The 15,997-nt window shown below is 68.2% G+C and carries 14 protein-coding genes; 12 read left to right on the forward strand and 2 right to left on the reverse strand.

Going from position 1 to position 15,997, the window contains the following annotated elements:
• The first annotated feature begins 5 nt into the window (after positions 1–5).
• The 11 genes from ACYRGX_RS06045 to ACYRGX_RS06095 all read left to right on the forward strand — a co-directional run bounded on the left by ACYRGX_RS06045 (position 6) and on the right by ACYRGX_RS06095 (position 11,648).
• Entirely contained in the window at positions 6–1,697 is a 1,692-nt protein-coding gene (locus tag ACYRGX_RS06045) for a bifunctional metallophosphatase/5'-nucleotidase (RefSeq protein ID WP_473055705.1), read from the forward strand.
• On the forward strand, positions 1,694–2,116 hold the full coding sequence (locus ACYRGX_RS06050) for a cytidine deaminase (RefSeq protein ID WP_473055706.1): 423 nt from the start codon (positions 1,694–1,696) through the stop codon (positions 2,114–2,116). The genes ACYRGX_RS06045 and ACYRGX_RS06050 overlap by 4 nt, the downstream gene beginning before the upstream one ends.
• Positions 2,117–2,197: 81 nt before the next feature.
• Positions 2,198–3,451, forward strand: coding sequence for a NupC/NupG family nucleoside CNT transporter (locus tag ACYRGX_RS06055; RefSeq protein WP_473055707.1), 1,254 nt, complete (start codon positions 2,198–2,200; stop codon positions 3,449–3,451).
• A gap of 40 nt (positions 3,452–3,491) precedes the next feature.
• A complete protein-coding gene (gene deoC / locus ACYRGX_RS06060) occupies positions 3,492–4,265 on the forward strand; it encodes a deoxyribose-phosphate aldolase (RefSeq protein ID WP_473055708.1) in 774 nt (257 codons plus the stop codon).
• Positions 4,266–4,267: 2 nt separating this feature from the next.
• A complete protein-coding gene (deoA, locus tag ACYRGX_RS06065; RefSeq protein WP_473055709.1) occupies positions 4,268–5,587 on the forward strand; it encodes a thymidine phosphorylase in 1,320 nt (439 codons plus the stop codon).
• Positions 5,584–6,816, forward strand: coding sequence for a phosphopentomutase (locus ACYRGX_RS06070; RefSeq protein WP_473055710.1), 1,233 nt, complete (start codon positions 5,584–5,586; stop codon positions 6,814–6,816). Before deoA ends, ACYRGX_RS06070 begins: the two co-directional genes overlap by 4 nt.
• Before the next feature lies 1 nt (position 6,817).
• Positions 6,818–7,546, forward strand: coding sequence for a purine-nucleoside phosphorylase (gene deoD / locus ACYRGX_RS06075; protein WP_473055711.1), 729 nt, complete (start codon positions 6,818–6,820; stop codon positions 7,544–7,546).
• The gene (locus ACYRGX_RS06080) at positions 7,543–8,502 is read left to right on the forward strand and encodes a S1/P1 nuclease (RefSeq protein ID WP_473055712.1); all 960 of its coding nucleotides are present in this window, start codon (positions 7,543–7,545) and stop codon (positions 8,500–8,502) included. Before deoD ends, ACYRGX_RS06080 begins: the two co-directional genes overlap by 4 nt.
• Positions 8,499–9,599, forward strand: coding sequence for an endonuclease/exonuclease/phosphatase family protein (locus ACYRGX_RS06085; RefSeq protein ID WP_473055713.1), 1,101 nt, complete (start codon positions 8,499–8,501; stop codon positions 9,597–9,599). The genes ACYRGX_RS06080 and ACYRGX_RS06085 overlap by 4 nt, the downstream gene beginning before the upstream one ends.
• A complete protein-coding gene (locus tag ACYRGX_RS06090) occupies positions 9,596–10,945 on the forward strand; it encodes a TRZ/ATZ family hydrolase (RefSeq protein ID WP_473055714.1) in 1,350 nt (449 codons plus the stop codon). Before ACYRGX_RS06085 ends, ACYRGX_RS06090 begins: the two co-directional genes overlap by 4 nt.
• Before the next feature lie 82 nt (positions 10,946–11,027).
• Positions 11,028–11,648 (forward strand): TetR family transcriptional regulator C-terminal domain-containing protein, encoded by a 621-nt coding sequence (locus tag ACYRGX_RS06095; RefSeq protein WP_473055715.1) that lies wholly within the window; start codon positions 11,028–11,030, stop codon positions 11,646–11,648.
• Between the two features lie 937 nt (positions 11,649–12,585).
• Here the strand turns inward: ACYRGX_RS06095 and ACYRGX_RS06100 are convergent.
• Positions 12,586–14,490: a beta-ketoacyl synthase gene (locus ACYRGX_RS06100; RefSeq protein WP_473055716.1), complete on the reverse strand. Its 1,905-nt coding sequence runs from the start codon at positions 14,488–14,490 to the stop codon at positions 12,586–12,588.
• A gap of 302 nt (positions 14,491–14,792) precedes the next feature.
• Here ACYRGX_RS06100 and ACYRGX_RS06105 point away from each other — a divergent pair, with 302 nt between their 5' ends.
• Positions 14,793–15,158 (forward strand): DUF5064 family protein, encoded by a 366-nt coding sequence (locus tag ACYRGX_RS06105; protein ID WP_473055717.1) that lies wholly within the window; start codon positions 14,793–14,795, stop codon positions 15,156–15,158.
• Here ACYRGX_RS06105 and ACYRGX_RS06110 read toward each other — a convergent pair.
• The gene (locus tag ACYRGX_RS06110; protein WP_473055718.1) at positions 15,155–15,997 is read right to left on the reverse strand and encodes a divergent polysaccharide deacetylase family protein; all 843 of its coding nucleotides are present in this window, start codon (positions 15,995–15,997) and stop codon (positions 15,155–15,157) included. The two genes, ACYRGX_RS06105 and ACYRGX_RS06110, sit on opposite strands and share 4 nt — an antisense overlap.

Here is a 15,997-nt window from a genome sequence, read left to right on the forward strand (position 1 = left end):
CCGCCATGCCCTTTCCGCGTGTCCGTCCCGTCCTGCTGGCACTGTGTTGCAGCGCCGCGCTGCTGGCTGCCTGCGATCAGTCCGCCGCACCGAGCACCGTGCAGGTCAACCTGCTGGCGCTGAACGATTACCACGGTCACCTGCTGCCCAGTCGCTTCCAGGGCGACAGCGCCGCCGGTGAGGCGCTGGACCTGCAGGCCGGCGGCGCCGTGGCCCTGTCCGGGCTGCTGGCACAGCAGCGCAAGGCGGACCCGCAGACGCTGCTGGTCGGCGTCGGCGACCTGGTTGGCGGCAGCCCGCCGCTGTCCTCGCTATGGGCCGACGAGCCCACGCTCGAGGCCATGGACCTGCTTGGCGTGCAGCTCTCTGTGGTCGGCAATCATGAGCTGGACCAGGGCATCGGCGAGCTGCAGCGGCAGATTCACGGCGGCTGCGAGTCACCCCGACCGGACAAGGCCTGCCAGTTCGACGGCACCTGGAAGGGCATCGACTTCCCCTATATCGCCGCCAACCTGCTCGACGCCAACGGCCAGCCGGTGCTGCCGGCCTATCGCATCCTCGAAGCCCATGGCGCACGCATCGCCTTCGTCGGCGCCGTGCTCCAGGACGTCGCCTCGGTGGTCACCCGCCAGGGTTTGCAGGGGCTGTCCACGGTGGCCGAGGCCCAGGCGATCAACGCCCTGGTACCCGAGTTGCTGGAACAGAAGGTCGACGCCATCGTCGCGGTGATCCACCAGGGCGGGGAGACCCGCGAACCGTTCGACAAGCCCGACTGCAATGCGCTGTCCGGCGACATCGTCGAGGTGGTCAAGCAGCTCGACCCGCACATCCGCGTGGCGCTGACCTCTCACACCCACCAGGGCTACCTGTGTCGCATCGGCGACGTGCTGGTGACCCAGGGTTCGTCCTATGGCCGGCTGGTGACCCAGGTCACGCTGAACATCGATACCCAGGCCCATCGCCTGCTCGATGCCCGCGCGCAGAACCTGCTGGTCGACCCGCAGCGCTACGACGCCGATGCCAGTGCCTCGATGCGCGAGCTGGTGCAGCAGGTACAGGCGCGCAGCCAGACGCAACTGGGCAAGGCCGTGGCACGCATCGGCGCGACCGAGGTGCCGGTAGAACCCAGTGACAGTGGCGAGTCGCCGATGGGCGAGCTGATCGCCGATGCGCAACTGGCGGCGACCCAGTCGATGGGCGCCCAGGCCGCCTTCATGAACCTCGGTGGCGTCCGCGCCTCTCTGAGTCTGGAGCAGGGCAAGGAACAGGTCGACTATGGTCAGGTCGCCTCGGTGCAGCCCTTCAACAACACCCTGGTGATCCTTGACCTGACGGGCGCGCAGCTCTACCGGATGCTCGAGGAGCAATGGCAGAGCGCGGGCTTCATGCCGCTGCAGCCCTCCAGTGGCGTCAGCTATGCCTGGCGCGAAGGGACGCAGGGCGAGCGTGTAGTGCCCGATAGCCTGCGGATCGCCGGCGAGCCGGTGGATAGGCAGAAGACCTATCGGATCACCGTCAACTCGTTCATGGCCGAAGGTGGGGATAACTTCGCCGTGCTGGCCGAGGCCTCCGCCCGGCTGGATACCGGCCTGAATGACCTGGACGCGCTGATCGACTACCTGCGCCGCGCCGATGCGGCCGGGCAGCCGGCTGGAAGCGCCGAAGGCGCGGGCCGCATCGTCGAGGTGAAGCCATGAGCCGTAACCTCGACGCCAGCCAGTGGCGCCGCCTGCTGGACGAGGCCCGCGCCGCCGCAGCGTATGCCTGGTGCCCGCATTCACGGTTTCCCGTAGGCGCTGCGCTGCTCACCGCCCAGGGCGAGATACTCCGCGGCTGCAACGTGGAGAACGCCTCCTTCGGGCTGACCAACTGCGCCGAGCGTAGCGCCCTGTTCAGTGCCATCTCCCAGGGACATGCGCCCGGCAGTTTCCTGGCCATGGCGGTGTATGCGCCGGGCGTGCCGGTGATCTCGCCCTGTGGCGCATGCCGCCAGGTGATGCTCGAACTGATGGCGGCAGACACCCCGGTGCTCTGCCGTGGGCACGACGAGCGCCAGGACCGCTTGTGGAGCGTCGCCCAATTGCTGCCGGGGGCCTTCAGCTTCCCGGATGCGTAGCACTCGAACCCTAACGACACCAGGCCCAAAGAGGCCGGTGCATCTCTTCTCTTTGCCTGCCGTCTTCAGGAGTTCGCGTCGATGAGTTTCATCGGGGTAGTGGGGTTGTTGTTGCTGGGGTTCTTGCTGTCCCGCCGACGTCGGGACATTCGTTGGCGCACGGTGCTGGGCGCGTTCGCCATCCAGGCCGCACTGGCGCTGTTCGTGCTCTACGTGCCCTGGGGGCAGAGCGTGCTGGCGAGCCTCTCCGGCTCGGTGTCGTCGCTGCAGGGCTATGCCCAGCAGGGCATCGACTTCCTCTTCGGCGGACTCTCCAGTACACGCATGTTCGAGGTGTTCGGCAACGGCGGCTTCGTTTTCGCCATTCGCGTGTTGCCGTTGATCGTGTTCTTCAGTGCCTTCATCTCGGTGCTCTATTACCTGGGCGTGATGGGCCTGGTGATCCGGGTGATCGGCGGCGCCCTGCAGCGTCTGCTGGGCACCAGTCGCACCGAGTCGATGTCGGCGACCGCCAACATCTTCGTCGGGCAGACCGAGGCACCGATGGTGGTACGCCCGTTCCTCGCACGGATGACCCGCTCCGAGCTGTTCGCGGTGATGGTCGGCGGCCTGGCCTCGGTGGCCGGATCGGTGCTGATCGGCTATGCCAGCCTCGGCGTGGATCTCAAGTACCTGATCGCGGCGAGCTTCATGGCGGCGCCCGGTGGCCTGCTGATGGCCAAGCTGCTCGAGCCGGAGACCGAAACGCCCCACGATGATCCGGCGGACATCCAGGTCTCCGCCGAGGAGCAACCGGCCAACGTCATCGACGCGGCGGCCCTCGGCGCCTCCAGCGGCCTGGCCCTGGCGCTCAACGTCGGTGCCATGCTGCTGGTGTTCATCGCTCTGATCGCCCTGCTCAACGGCGTGCTCGGCTGGGCTGGCGGGCTCGTCGGCTTTCCCCAACTGAGCCTGCAACTGCTGCTGGGCTACCTGTTCGCCCCGGTGGCCTTCCTGATCGGCGTGCCCTGGAACGAGGCCACCATCGCTGGCGGCTTCATCGGCCAGAAGCTGGTGCTCAACGAGTTCGTGGCCTATGTGGATTTCGCCCGCTACCTTGATCCGCAACGGGTTGCCGAGGACGGTCTGGCGGTACTCTCCGAGCGCACCAAGGTGATCATCACCTTCGCCCTCTGCGGTTTCGCCAACCTGTCCTCGATTGGCATCCTGATCGGCGGACTGGGCGGCATGGCACCCTCGCGGCGCCCCGAACTGGCCCGCCTCGGACTCAAGGCCGTGCTCGCGGGAACCCTTTCCAGTCTGATGAGCGCCGCGCTCGCCGGTCTGTTCGTATAGCTCGGGCCGCGCGGCGGCGCCGTTACAAGAAGATGATGAAATGATCGACAACGATGCAATCCAGGCCGCCCGTGTGGCGCGCCTGCTGGACCTGACTTCGCTCAACGAGGACGACGACGAGGCGCGTATCCGCCAGCTCTGCCGGCGCGCCTTGACGCCCCTGGGACCGGTCGCCGCGGTATGCGTGTACCCGCGCTTCGTCGCGCTGGCGCGTCGTGAGCTGGACGCCCTCGGCGGCCAGGCGATCCGCGTCGCCACCGTGTGCAACTTTCCCGCGGGCGATGCGCCGCTGCTCCAGGTGCTGGACGAGGTGCGCGATGCCCTGGCCGAGGGGGCCGACGAGATCGACCTGGTGTATCCCTATCGCGCGTTGCTGGCCGGTGACCTGGACGCCGGTCCGGCGCTGCTCGGCGCGGTGCGCGAGGTCTGCGTCGGGCGCACGCTCAAGGTGATCCTGGAAAGCGGCGAGCTGGGCGATCCGCTGCGGGTGCGCCGCGCAGCGGAGCAGGCGTTGGCCGCCGGTGCCGACTTCATCAAGACCAGCACCGGCAAGGTCCCGGTGAATGCCACGGCGAAAGCCGCCGAGGTGATGCTGCAGGTGCTCGCCGAGCACGGCGGCAAGGCGGGCTTCAAGCCGGCCGGCGGGATGCGCACGCTACCCGATGCGCAGGTCTACCTGTGGCTCGCCGAGCGCCTGCTCGGGGCCGACTGGGTCAGCCCCGAGCATCTGCGTTTCGGGGCCTCCAGCCTGCTCGACGACCTGCTCCGGCGCGCCGGTGAAAGCGCCGCCGAGCATGCGCCGGAGGGCTACTAATCATGGCCTGGCTGGCACAGGAAGTGATTCGTCGCAAACGCGACGGCAAGGTGCTCAGCGCGGAGGACATCCGCCGCTTCGTCGCCGGCATCGTCGATGGCAGCCTCAGCGAGGGGCAGATCGCTGCCTTCGCCATGGCCGTGCTGCTCAAGGGCATGACCCTCGACGAGCGCGTGGCGCTGGCCCTGGCCATGCGCGATTCCGGACAGAAATTGAGCTGGTCGCTGCCGGGGCCGGTGGTCGACAAGCACTCCACCGGGGGGATCGGTGATCTGGTCAGCCTCGTGCTGGCGCCGCTCTTGGCGGCCTGCGGCTGCTATGTGCCGATGATTTCCGGACGTGGCCTGGGCCACACCGGCGGCACCCTGGACAAGCTCGATAGCATTCCCGGCTACCAGAGCCAGCCGAGCCTGGAGCGCTTGCGCGAGGTGGTGGCCGAGGTCGGTTGCGCGATCATCGGCCAGACCGCCGACCTGGCGCCGGCGGACAAGCGGCTGTATGCGATCCGCGACGTCACCGCCACCGTCGAGTCGATCGACCTGATCGTCGCCTCGATCCTCAGCAAGAAGCTCGCCGCCGGCCTCGACGTGCTGCTGATCGATGTGAAGACCGGCAACGGCGCTTTCATGGACCATCCCCAGGATGCCGAGGCCCTGGCGCGCACCATCGTCGAGGTGGCCAACGGCGCTGGTACGCCGACCCGCGCGCTGATCACCGACATGGGCCAGCCGCTGGCGCGGGCCGCCGGTAACGCCCTGGAAGTACACGAGGCGATTGCCCTGCTGCAGGGCGAGGTGCGCAGCGAGCGCCTATGGCAGGTGATTCTCGCCCTCGCCGAGGAGACGCTGCTCGCCGCGCAGTTGGCAGCGAGCCGCGAGGAGGCCCGCGAGCGCCTGCTCGATGCCTGGCACACGGGGGCCGCATTGCAGCGCTTCGCGCACATGGTGCGCGCGCTGGGGGGGCCGGATGACCTGGTCGAGCGCCCCCAGGCCTGGCTGCCCGAGGCGCCGGTGAAGGTGCCACTGCTGGCGCCGATGGAGGGGGTCGTGCAGCGCATCGACACCCGTGCCGTGGGGCTGGCGGTGGTCGGCCTGGGCGGTGGACGGCGGCGTCCGGAAGACCAGATCGATCCGTCGGTGGGCCTCTCCGAGCTGGCTTTTCCCGGCGAGTCGGTCGGTCCCGGGCGGCCGCTGGCGATCATCCACGCCGCCGACCTGGCCTCCGCCGAGCAGGCCGCCGCGGCGCTGCTCGGCGCCTTCCGCATCGCCGCCCGCGCCCAGACGCAACCGGCGCTGATCACCCGCCTGGAGCAGGGCGCGTGAGTCGCGCACTGCTGCTGGTGCTGGATTCCTTCGGCATCGGCGCCGCACCGGATGCCGCACGCTTCGGCGATGCGGGGGCCAACACGCTGCTGCACATCGCCCAGGCCTGTGCCCGTGGCGAGGCCGACGATGCGCGTCGCCACGGGCCGCTGGCGCTGCCCAACCTGGTCCGCCTGGGGCTCGGCGAGGCCGCCGCGCTGGCCTGTGGCGAGGTGCCTCCGGGGCTTGCGTCGAACGTGCCTCCCGAGGGCGCTTTCGGCGCCGCCGCCGAGCTTTCCAGCGGCAAGGACACGCCCTCCGGGCATTGGGAAATGGCCGGTGTGCCGGTCCTCTTCGATTGGGGCTATTTCAGCGCACCGCTGCAGAGCATGCCGGCAGCCCTGCTCGATGCACTGATCGCCCGTGGCGGTCTGCCCGGCGTGCTTGGCAACTGCCATGCCTCCGGCACCACGATCATTGCCGAGCTGGGCGAGGAGCACCTGCGCAGCGGCAAGCCGATCGTCTACACCTCGGCGGACAGCGTGCTGCAGATCGCCGCCCACGAGGAGCACTTCGGCCTCGATCGCCTGCTGGCGCTCTGCGAGCTGGCCCGCGAGCTGTGCGATCCGTACAACATCGGCCGGGTCATCGCACGGCCGTTTCGCGGTGAGGATGCGGCCAGCTTCGTGCGTACCGGCAACCGTCGCGACTACGCCGTGCCGCCCCCCGCGCCGACCGTGCTGGAACGCCTCTGCGAGGCCGGCGGGCAGGTCTTCGCGGTGGGCAAGATCGGCGACATCTTCGCCCACCGGGGCATCAGCCGGCTGTACAAGGGCGACGGCAACGACGCGCTCTTCGACGCGAGCCTGCGGGCGCTGGCCGAGGCGCCGTCACGCACGTTGGTGTTCGCCAACTTCGTCGACTTCGACATGCTCTACGGGCACCGTCGCGACCCGGCCGGCTACGCCGCCGCGCTGGAGGCCTTCGATCGCCGTCTGCCTGAGCTGCTGGCGGCGATGGCCCCTGACGATCTGCTGCTGCTCGCCGCCGATCACGGCTGCGACCCCAGTTGGCCGGGCTCCGACCATACCCGCGAGTACATCCCGCTACTGGCCTGGGGGCAGGGCGTGCGCGCCGACAGCCTGGGCCTGCGCGACAGCTTCGCCGACATCGGCCAGAGCCTGGCCGAACTGTTCGATCTCGCGCCCTGCAGCCACGGGCGCTCCTTCCTCATTCGCGAGACCCACTGACATGGCAACTCCGCATATCCAGGCCGAACCCGGCGCCTTTGCCGAAACCGTGCTGATGCCCGGCGACCCGCTGCGCGCCAAGCTGCTCGCCGACACCTATCTGGACCAGGTCCAGCAGGTCAACGGCGTACGCAACATGCTCGGCTACACCGGCCTCTACCAGGGCACACCGATCTCGGTGATGGGCTCGGGGATGGGCATTCCGTCGATCTCCATCTACGCCCACGAACTGTTTTCCCAGTACGGCGTGCAGCGCATCGTGCGCATCGGCAGCTGCGCCGCGACCCAGCCCCAGGTGAAGGTTCGCGATCTGGTACTGGCCATGGGCGCCAGCACCGACTCGGTCGTCAACCGCAAGCGCCTGGACGGTTTCGACTTCGCCGCCATCGCTGACTACGCGCTGCTCGCCCAGGTCATGCAGACCGCCGGCGAGCGTGGCCTGGCGCCCCACGTGGGCAACGTGTTCTCCGCCGACCTGTTCTACGAGCCGGACCAGGCGATCTTCGCCACCCTGCAGCGCATGGGCGTGCTCGCCGTGGAAATGGAGGCCGCCGGCCTCTACGGCGTGGCGGCGGAACTCGGCAAGCAGGCGCTGACCCTGCTGACCGTCAGCGACCACATCCTCACCGGCGAGCGGCTGACCGCGCAGCAACGCCAGGAGGATTTCCACGACATGCTGCGCCTGGCCCTGGATGCCCTCTGCGTGCCTCACCAAGGAGATGGACGATGAAACGACTGAATTGGCTGGGCCATATGGCCCTGATCGGGACCCTCGCCTGGGCCGGCGAAGCCGCCGCCTGGGGAGAGCGCGGCACCGCGCTGGTCGGCGCCCTGGCGCAGCGCCAGCTGACCCCCGAGGCCGCCGCCGAGGCCAAGCGCCTGCTGGGGATGATCAAGCAGGACGATTTCGCGGTGGTCGCCAACTGGGCCGGCAATCTCGGGCAGAACCCGCAGACCCAGGCGCTGTGGGAAAAGACCAAGAACGAGCGACGGGTGATCTACAAGGGCGATGACTGCCAGTACCAGCCGCCGGAGGAGTGCCCCGATGGCGTCTGTACGGTGGCCGCCATCGAGCGCAACCGCGCCGCGCTGAGCGACCCCAAGGCACCCAACCAGGCTCGGGTCATGGCGTTGCTGTTCCTCATCCACCATGTCGCCGATGCCCACTCGCCGCTGAACAACAGCTTCAAGGACGACAAGGGCGGTTACGACTACAAGGTCACCGCTGGCGGCAAGACCTACAACCTGCGCCAGGTATGGGACGATTTCCTGCTCAGCGCCGCCCAGCTCGACACCCAGGCCTATGCCGACAAGCTGCAGAAGGGCCTGCCAGCGGCCGGCGACATGAGTCCGGTGTCCTGGTCCGAGGAGTCCTGCAGGATCGTCCGTGACGACGACATCTATCCGCGCGCCGTGGCTGCCCGCAAGATGCCGCGCAAGCCGTTCGACGATGACGACGACGGCGGCATCGACTATGCGGCCAAGGAGCTGGAGTACAACCGCAGCGGCTACACCTACAGCCGTGGCGACAAGCTGATGAACCAGGACAGCGGCGATCGCAACAGCATCAACGCCGCCTACATGAGCCACTTCGTGCCGCTTGCCGAGCAGCGCGTGCAACTGGCCTCCGTGCGTCTGGCCAAGCTGCTCGACGAGGCCCTGGTGGCCGGGCGGCCGGCCCAATGAAGCGCTCCCTGGCCCTGATCGCCCTGAGCCTGGCGGCCGCGCTCGCCGGCTGCAGCGGCAGCCACGCGGCGGACCCGGCGCAAACGCGCGTATCGCTGATGACCTGGAACGTCGAGAACCTCTTCGACACCACCCACGACGCCGGCAAGGAAGACATCGCCTACCTGCCGCTGGCGGAAAAGCGCGCGCATCCCGAGTACATGGCCGTGTGCGAGCGGATCCGCGTGGAGGCCTGGCGCCGCGAGTGCGAGGAGCTGGACTGGACACCGAAGCTGCTCGACGAGAAGCTCGAACGCCTGGCGGCGGTCATCGAGCAGATCGATAACGGCCGCGGCCCGGACGTGCTGATTCTCGAGGAAGTAGAGAACAAGGCGGTGCTCGAGCAGCTCAATGCGCGCCTGAGCAAGGCCGGCTACGGCACCCGCGTGCTGCTCGAAGGCTGGGACGAGCGGGGTATCGATACCGCCGTGCTCAGCCGTCTGCCGCAATGGGATGCGCCGATCCTGCACCGGGTGCCCTACCAGGCGCAGGGTGATCGCTCCCAGTCCGGCGTCGAGAAGACCCGAGGCATGCTGGAAGTGCGCCTGACCCTGCCGGGTGGGCAGAAGGCCTCGGTGTTCGCCGTGCATCTGCCCTCCGGCGGCTCGCCCGGCTACCTGCGCCAGCAGGCGGTCGCGCAACTGGCGACGCTGAAGGCGCAACTGCCGGCGGACGTGTTGCCGATCGTCGGGGGCGACTTCAACATCAACGCGGGCGAAGAGGCCAAGGCGCACTACATCGGCCATGACCTGGCCTCGACCTGGGTCGTTTCGCACCTGATCGGCTGCCAGGATTGCAAGGGCAGCTACTACTACCACAGCGCCCGCCAGTGGTCGTTCTTCGACATCCTGCTGTTTCCCAAGGAGCTCACCCGCGCAGCCGGCTTCGCAGGCTGGAAGCTGGACCCGGCGAGCATCCGCCTGGCCAATGACAGCCGCTACCAGACCAACCTCTGGGGAACGCCGTCGCGCTTCTCCATGGCGCAATACGACGACGGTGTCTCCGACCACTGGCCGATGTACGCCGAGATCTACCACAGTCCCGTGGAGGCCCAATGACCCTGAAACCCTTCGACCTGTTGCTGCTTCCCGAGTGGATCGTCCCGGTGGAACCCGCCGGGGTGGTGCTCGAAGGCCATGGCCTGGCGGTGCGCGACGGGCGCATCGCCGCCCTGGCGCCGCGCGATGAACTGCTCGCCCAGGGCGCTCTCGACGTTCGCGAGTTGCCCGGGCAGTTGCTCGCGCCCGGACTGGTGAACACCCACGGCCATGCGGCGATGAGCCTGTTCCGTGGCTTGGCCGACGACCTGCCGCTGATGGACTGGTTGCAGAACCACATCTGGCCGGCGGAAAAGCGCTGGGTCGACGCCGAGTTCGTCCGCGATGGCACCGCGTTGGCCGCCGCCGAGCAACTGAGCGGCGGCGTGACCTGCTTCTCCGACATGTACTTCTACCCCGAGGTCGCCGTCGAGGTCGTCGAGGCCTTCGGCATGCGCGCGCAGATCTGCATTCCGGTGCTGGACTTCCCGGTGCCCGGCGCGGTCGACGTGCATGCCGCGCTGGATGCGGGCCTGGCGCTCTATGAACGCCTCAGCGGGCACCCCAGGGTGAGCGTCGCCTTCGGCCCGCATGCGCCATACACCGTCGGCGACGATAGCCTGGGCAAGGTGCGCGAGCTGGCCGAGCGCTGCGCCGCGCGTATCCAGATGCATGTTCACGAGACCGCAGGCGAAGTCAGCGATGGCCTGGCCGCGACCGGAGAGCGCCCGCTGGCGCGGCTCGCGCGCCTGGGACTGCTGGGGCCGCATTTCCAGGCGGTGCACATGACGCAGATCGACGATGCCGACATCGCCGCGCTGAGTGCCAGCGGCGCCCACGTGCTGCATTGCCCGGAGTCCAACCTCAAGCTCGCCAGCGGCTTCTGCCCGGTGCAGAAACTGCTCGAAGCCGGCGTCAACGTGGCCCTGGGCACCGACGGCGCGGCCAGTAACAACGACCTGGACCTGCTCGGCGAAGCGCGTACCGCCGCGTTGCTGGCCAAGGCGGTGTCCGCCTCGGCGACCGCGCTGGATGCCCACGCGGCGCTGCGCATGGCAACCCTGGGCGGTGCCCGGGCGCTCGGCCTGGAGTCACGGATCGGTTCCCTGGAAGTGGGCAAGTGCGCCGACATGGTCGCCTTCGACCTCTCTGCGCTGGCCCAGCAGCCGGTTTATCACCCGGTCTCGCAGTTGATCTATTGCGCCGGCCGCGAGCGTGTCAGCCAGGTCTGGGTGGACGGCCAGGCGCGCGTGCGCGATGGTCGCCTGCTGGTCGGCGACGAGGACGCTCTGCTGGCGACGGCGCGGGCCTGGGGACAGCGTATCCGCCAGTCGGATGCGGCGGTCGCCACAGGCTCTGCGGTATGATGCAACAGCATTCGACAACCGCTGAGCATCGCGCTGTTGGCCGTGCAAGGGACGTACGACCACGAACTCGAGAAGGCCTGGAATGACCAACCACAAGATCGGTATTCGTCGAAAGAACGTCGAAAAGATCCTCCTCGCCGCCGAGCGGGTCTTCGCCGAGCAGGGCTACGCGGGCACCGCCATGGCGGACATCGCCAAGAGCGCCGGGCTGCCGCGCTCCAACCTGCATTACTACTTCACCACCAAGGAGGACCTGTACCGCGAGGTGCTGGTCAACCTGCTCGGGCTGTGGGAACAGGAGGGTGCCTGCTTCGAGTTCTTCGACGATCCCAAGGTGGTGCTGACCAGCTACATCCGCGAGAAGATGAGCCACTCGCGCAACCGCCCGCACGGTTCGCGACTGTGGGCCAACGAGATCATGCATGGCGCGCCCTTGCTGCGCGACAAGCTCGACGAGAACCTCGTCGCCGGCGCCAAGACCAAGGAAGCGAAGATCCGCCAGTGGGTGCAGGAGAAACGCATCCGCCCGGTGGAGCCCTCGGCGCTGCTCTACATGATCTGGGCCTCGACCCAGCACTACGCCGACTTCGAGCACCAGGTGAACGCCCTCAACGGCGACCAGCCGCTCTCCGATCAGCAATTCGAACAGGCCGTGCAGACCGTCACGGCGGTGATCCTGCGTGGCGTGGGACTGGAGACCTGAGGGCTCGTCTCCAGCGCGAGAGGTCTCGGGGGGCAACCACCGTCGTGATTGCAGGGTGGAAAGCGCGCTTAGCGATTTTTCATTCGTTGTTGGTCTGTGAGGGCGCGGCCGCAGCTGGATGCGTATGAGCGTGGCGCTTTCCTCGGGTGGGACTACAGGTTTCGCCTTGCACGGCGAGTCACTTTCTCTTGGGGTGGCCAAGAGAAAGTAACCAAAGAGAAGGCCACCCCAGCATCCGGGTCAGTTCGCTGTGCGAACGGACTTCCCTCGCTCCGGCATTGCTCCGGGGGCCGGCCCGTACGGTCCATCCCTGGACCGCACAGGCCTCTCGCCGCCGTCCTGGCGGCTCACTCCCCTGCGCAACACCTCCACTCGGCCTCCTGAAGGGGCCCCGGGTGCAAGCCGTGTCATCGGTGGCCGCCTTGTTTTGGCTCGGCCCCATCCTGCTACCCGAACTGGCAGACGGCGCCGAAGCGTCCCGTTGGTCCGGGTGAACGGAATCGTCGCGCAGGGGGGTGAGCGGCCAGGACGGCCGCGAAAGCCGCGAAGGGGCAGGACGCCCCTTGGCGGCGACCCCCGGAGCGGCGATGAAGTGAACGAACCCCGTCCGCGTCAGCGGGCGGGGCCGGATCGCCGAGGCAACGGTTTTGCGTCCTTTTGCCAAGACAAAAGGACGTCGCCCAGAAGGGCGAAACAGGGAGGTTCGGTTAATGGCCGAAAATCGTCTTTTGGCACCGAAGGCCTGGAGCACTGGAGACGCGGAGCGTCTCGGGAGGCGTGCCCACGCAGGAGCGTGGGCACGATCAATCCTGAGCTGCTGCTACCGGTACTGGTGTTTGCGGTTTTCTGCTTGGCTGCGGGAGCAGCCCGCGTGGTGGATCGGTGAAGCGTGATCCACCCTACGACTCGGCTGCTGCCGAGAGGATGCGGGTCCGGCTCAGTCCTGCATGTCGCGGTAGCGCTCGTCCTGCGGATACAACAGCGGCTGGGCAAAGCCCGGGACCTTGACCCCCTGGCGGTCGATCTCGATCTTGCTCTCGTCGATCAGGCCCTGGCCGAAGTTGTAGATCACCTCGTACTGGCCCTGGCCGGCGCGGACGTCGTAGGCGCTGGCGGCCGCGCGGGTGTCCTCGCGGCGTGCGTGCCAGGCGTCCACCGCGGCGGCACCATGGCGCTTGGCGAGCATGCGCTCGACGCGCTGCGGGGCGATGACGAAGGCGCTGGCGTTGTTGCCGCCGAAGCCCTTGGAGTTGATGAACGCCAGTTCGCGCTGGCCGGGTTCCTCGACGCGATCCGCGGTGAGGATGTCCAGGCGCTCGTGGTGGACGTCGTCGGCGACCTTGTCGATGGTCTTGATGCCCGGAACGATGCCGTAGCGGAAGCTGCCCAGGGCGGCGATCAACTGGTCGCCGCTGGCCGGTGCCAGGGAGTGGCCGACGTAGGCCTTGACCGCGGTGACCGGCCAGGACTCGATGCCGAAGGCGTCGGCGACGCGGTCGAGCAGCTCGGACTCGGTGACGCGGTTGGCCGGGGTGCTGGAGCCGTGGGCGTGCACGAAGCTGCGGTGGCGCACGGCATCCTCGCCGAGCAACTGGCAGGCGGCGGCGACGGCGCGGGCCATGGTCAGGTAGTTGCCCGGGCCGGGCGCGGAGATGGACTTCTTGAAGCCATCGGCGTTGATGAACACGTCGGTCACCGCGCCGTGGATGTCGGCGCCCAGTTGCAGCGCCAGTTCGTCGTCCATCAGCACCACGTACTGGCTGGACTCGGCGAGGGTGAAACCGCAGTTGTCACCGAACGGGCGGCTGGCGCGGCGGAAGTCGACGTGCTCGCAGCCGTCCAGGGTACGCAGGTTCTCTTCGCTGGCCAGCGCACCCATGGCGGCATAGCCCTCGATGCACTCGGGGAGGATCGGCGCCTCGCTGTTGCCGACCACCACCACGCGGGCACGGCCAGCGGCGATGGCGTCGACGCCCTTCTGCAGATTGTAGAGGAAGGTGGCGCAGGCGCCGGTGAGGGTGCCCGTCTCGCCGACGCTGCCGAGCACGTAGGCGTTGATGAAATCGGTGGGCATGCTGTTGAAGCCCAGCGGCAGTTGCTTGGCACTCACCCGATGACCTCGCAGGCGCGACTGCAGCAGGCCGCCGTTGCCGTATTCGTCCATCTGCGTCATCAGGCTGCCGGCGTAGACGGCGATCTGCTCGGGGGCGACGTGCTCGACGATGCGGGCCCAGTCGATGCCGGTGGAGTGCAGGGCATCGGCGACGCCGGCCATCGCCAGTTGCAGACCGCGCGGGTGGAAGCGCGAGTTGTACAGCTCGCCCGGGGCGAAGCCGGAGGGCAACTGGCCGGCGGACTTCACCGGCAGCGGACGGTAGCTGTCGACCTTGACCTCGAAGTTGCCGAGCAGAGTGACGCGCACCTGGCCATCGTCCAACGCCTCCACCTGCCAGCTCTGCGGCAGCGGTTCGGGCAGTTGCTTGGCCTGGGTGACGAATTGCATCGGGGCATCGCCGGTGCCGAGTTCGACGACCTTGTGCCAGTGGCTGGAGTCGACGTCCAGGTAGCTGTGCTCGATGCGGCGGATCAGCGTGCCCTGGCGGATCTCCTCGCCGAAGCGCGCTTCGATGCCCGCCACGTCGAGAATTTCCCCGGCAGTGTCCCGGTACTGACCGTCCAGCACCGTCACCCGCTTCATCATCACCGCCAGCCCGGCGAGGGTCTCCTGGCGCGCCTGGGCGGGCAGGGCGTCGAGCACCATGCGTCGGAAACCGTGGTGGAAGGAGCTGCGTCCGGCGGCGTTGTAGCCTCCGAAGCCGACGATGACGGGTAGGCGAGACATGACTCGAGAGACTCCTTACGCACGGATGGCGAAGGCCGCTGCCGCGGCGTTTTTCTGAGTTGCTGTGGGCGCCGCCAGGGCTGGCGCATACCACAGGCTATCGATTCGGGACGGACGGATGAAGGTTTCATGGCACAGCTATGCTGACGCGATGCCCGACCGTCAAGTCACGAAGCGACCTATACATTGATCCGAACGACTTGTTCTAGCGGGTGTTCTGGGGGCATCCTGCAACTGAAAAACCGCTCTGTAGTGGGCCTTGCGTGCCTGCCGCGGAGCCTGCATCGGATTCGAGGGTCCCCATGTCGTTGCCTTCCGCCAAGCTGCATATTTCCCGTCTGCCCCGCGCCGAATCGCCTGGTTTCGATGTCGTCCTCGGGTATCGCATCGAGCACGGTGGCGGCAGCGAACCGCGTGCCTGTTTCGAGTTGCGGGGACATGTCGACGAGCAGCCGCTGGATGAGCGTTTCGAGCTCGGCCGTGATCGCGCCGACAATTTTCTCCACTATGCCTCGCGCTGTCTGCACCAGCGCGGCGTGATCCCGCGGCACGCGGCCTTGTTTCGCCTGCATCCGCAGTACGACCAACTGTTCGAGGAAGTGCGTTCCGGGCTCGGTTGCAAACCCGGCGACCCGGTGGACCTGGGGCGCCTGCTGCGCGACGGCTAGCGGTTCTTCTGCAAATTCGCTCGACGCTCGCCATCCGGGCGGGGTTGACGCTGGGCGGGGGTGTAGATGCCGTCGTGTCCATGGGCGGGCATCGCGCGGTTGCTGCGCAGGGCGATCATCTGTTCGATGTCGATCCATTCCACGCCCTGCTCGGCGAGCTTCGGCAGGCGCCGCTCCAGTACCGCCAGGGTGCTGGGGTAGGGATGGCCGATGACCACCGCTGAGCCCTCCCGGCGCGCCAGTTCCAGGGCCTTGTCGAGCTGGCCGTCGATGGCCCGCTCGCTGGGGTCGTTGTCGAGGAACACGTCGCGCGACAGGCTCGCCAGGCCGATACGCTGCGCCTGGGCGGCACCCTGGGTGGCCGCGCTGGTTCGACTGTCGAGGAAGAACAGGCCGCGGCGCTGCAGATCCTCCATCAGCCAGGCCATGGCCTCGCCGTCCGCAGTCATTCGGCTGCCCATGTGGTTGTTCACGCCGCTGACATAGGGAACCGCCTCCAGGGCGGCCTGCAGGCGTTGTTCGAGGGTTTCCCGGGGCATCCCGGGGTGCCAGGCGAACGGGCCGGTGGCGGGGTCCATGGGCAGGTGCAGGAGCAGAGTGCGGCCCGCGCGATGGGCGGTGCGGGCCAGGCTCGCGGCGTGCGGTGTGTCCGGCATGATCGCCATGCCGATCGGTCCCGGCAGGGCCATCACCCGTGCATCCAGTGCCGTGTGCTGGCCGAGGTCGTCGATCACCACGGCCAGGCGCGCCGGCGTGGCGGCCTGGGTGGTCAGAGAAAGCAGCAGGCAGAACAGCAGGGCCGGTAACGTCGCCAGCCGCCGGCGCAGCGCGAGCGTCAC

The sequence above is a fragment of the Pseudomonas sp. R4-15 genome (assembly GCF_055768815.1).

Coding starts and splice junctions, on each gene's coding strand:
- ACYRGX_RS06055 (WP_473055707.1), top strand. CDS start 2,198: ATGAGTTTCATCGGGGTAGTGGGGTTGTTGTTGCTGGGGTTCTTGCTG.
- ACYRGX_RS06090 (WP_473055714.1), top strand. CDS start 9,596: ATGACCCTGAAACCCTTCGACCTGTTGCTGCTTCCCGAGTGGATCGTC.
- ACYRGX_RS06080 (WP_473055712.1), top strand. CDS start 7,543: ATGAAACGACTGAATTGGCTGGGCCATATGGCCCTGATCGGGACCCTC.
- ACYRGX_RS06045 (WP_473055705.1), top strand. CDS start 6: ATGCCCTTTCCGCGTGTCCGTCCCGTCCTGCTGGCACTGTGTTGCAGC.
- deoC (WP_473055708.1), top strand. CDS start 3,492: ATGATCGACAACGATGCAATCCAGGCCGCCCGTGTGGCGCGCCTGCTG.
- deoD (WP_473055711.1), top strand. CDS start 6,818: ATGGCAACTCCGCATATCCAGGCCGAACCCGGCGCCTTTGCCGAAACC.
- ACYRGX_RS06095 (WP_473055715.1), top strand. CDS start 11,028: ATGACCAACCACAAGATCGGTATTCGTCGAAAGAACGTCGAAAAGATC.
- ACYRGX_RS06105 (WP_473055717.1), top strand. CDS start 14,793: ATGTCGTTGCCTTCCGCCAAGCTGCATATTTCCCGTCTGCCCCGCGCC.
- ACYRGX_RS06085 (WP_473055713.1), top strand. CDS start 8,499: ATGAAGCGCTCCCTGGCCCTGATCGCCCTGAGCCTGGCGGCCGCGCTC.
- ACYRGX_RS06100 (WP_473055716.1), bottom strand. CDS start 14,490: ATGTCTCGCCTACCCGTCATCGTCGGCTTCGGAGGCTACAACGCCGCC.
- ACYRGX_RS06050 (WP_473055706.1), top strand. CDS start 1,694: ATGAGCCGTAACCTCGACGCCAGCCAGTGGCGCCGCCTGCTGGACGAG.
- deoA (WP_473055709.1), top strand. CDS start 4,268: ATGGCCTGGCTGGCACAGGAAGTGATTCGTCGCAAACGCGACGGCAAG.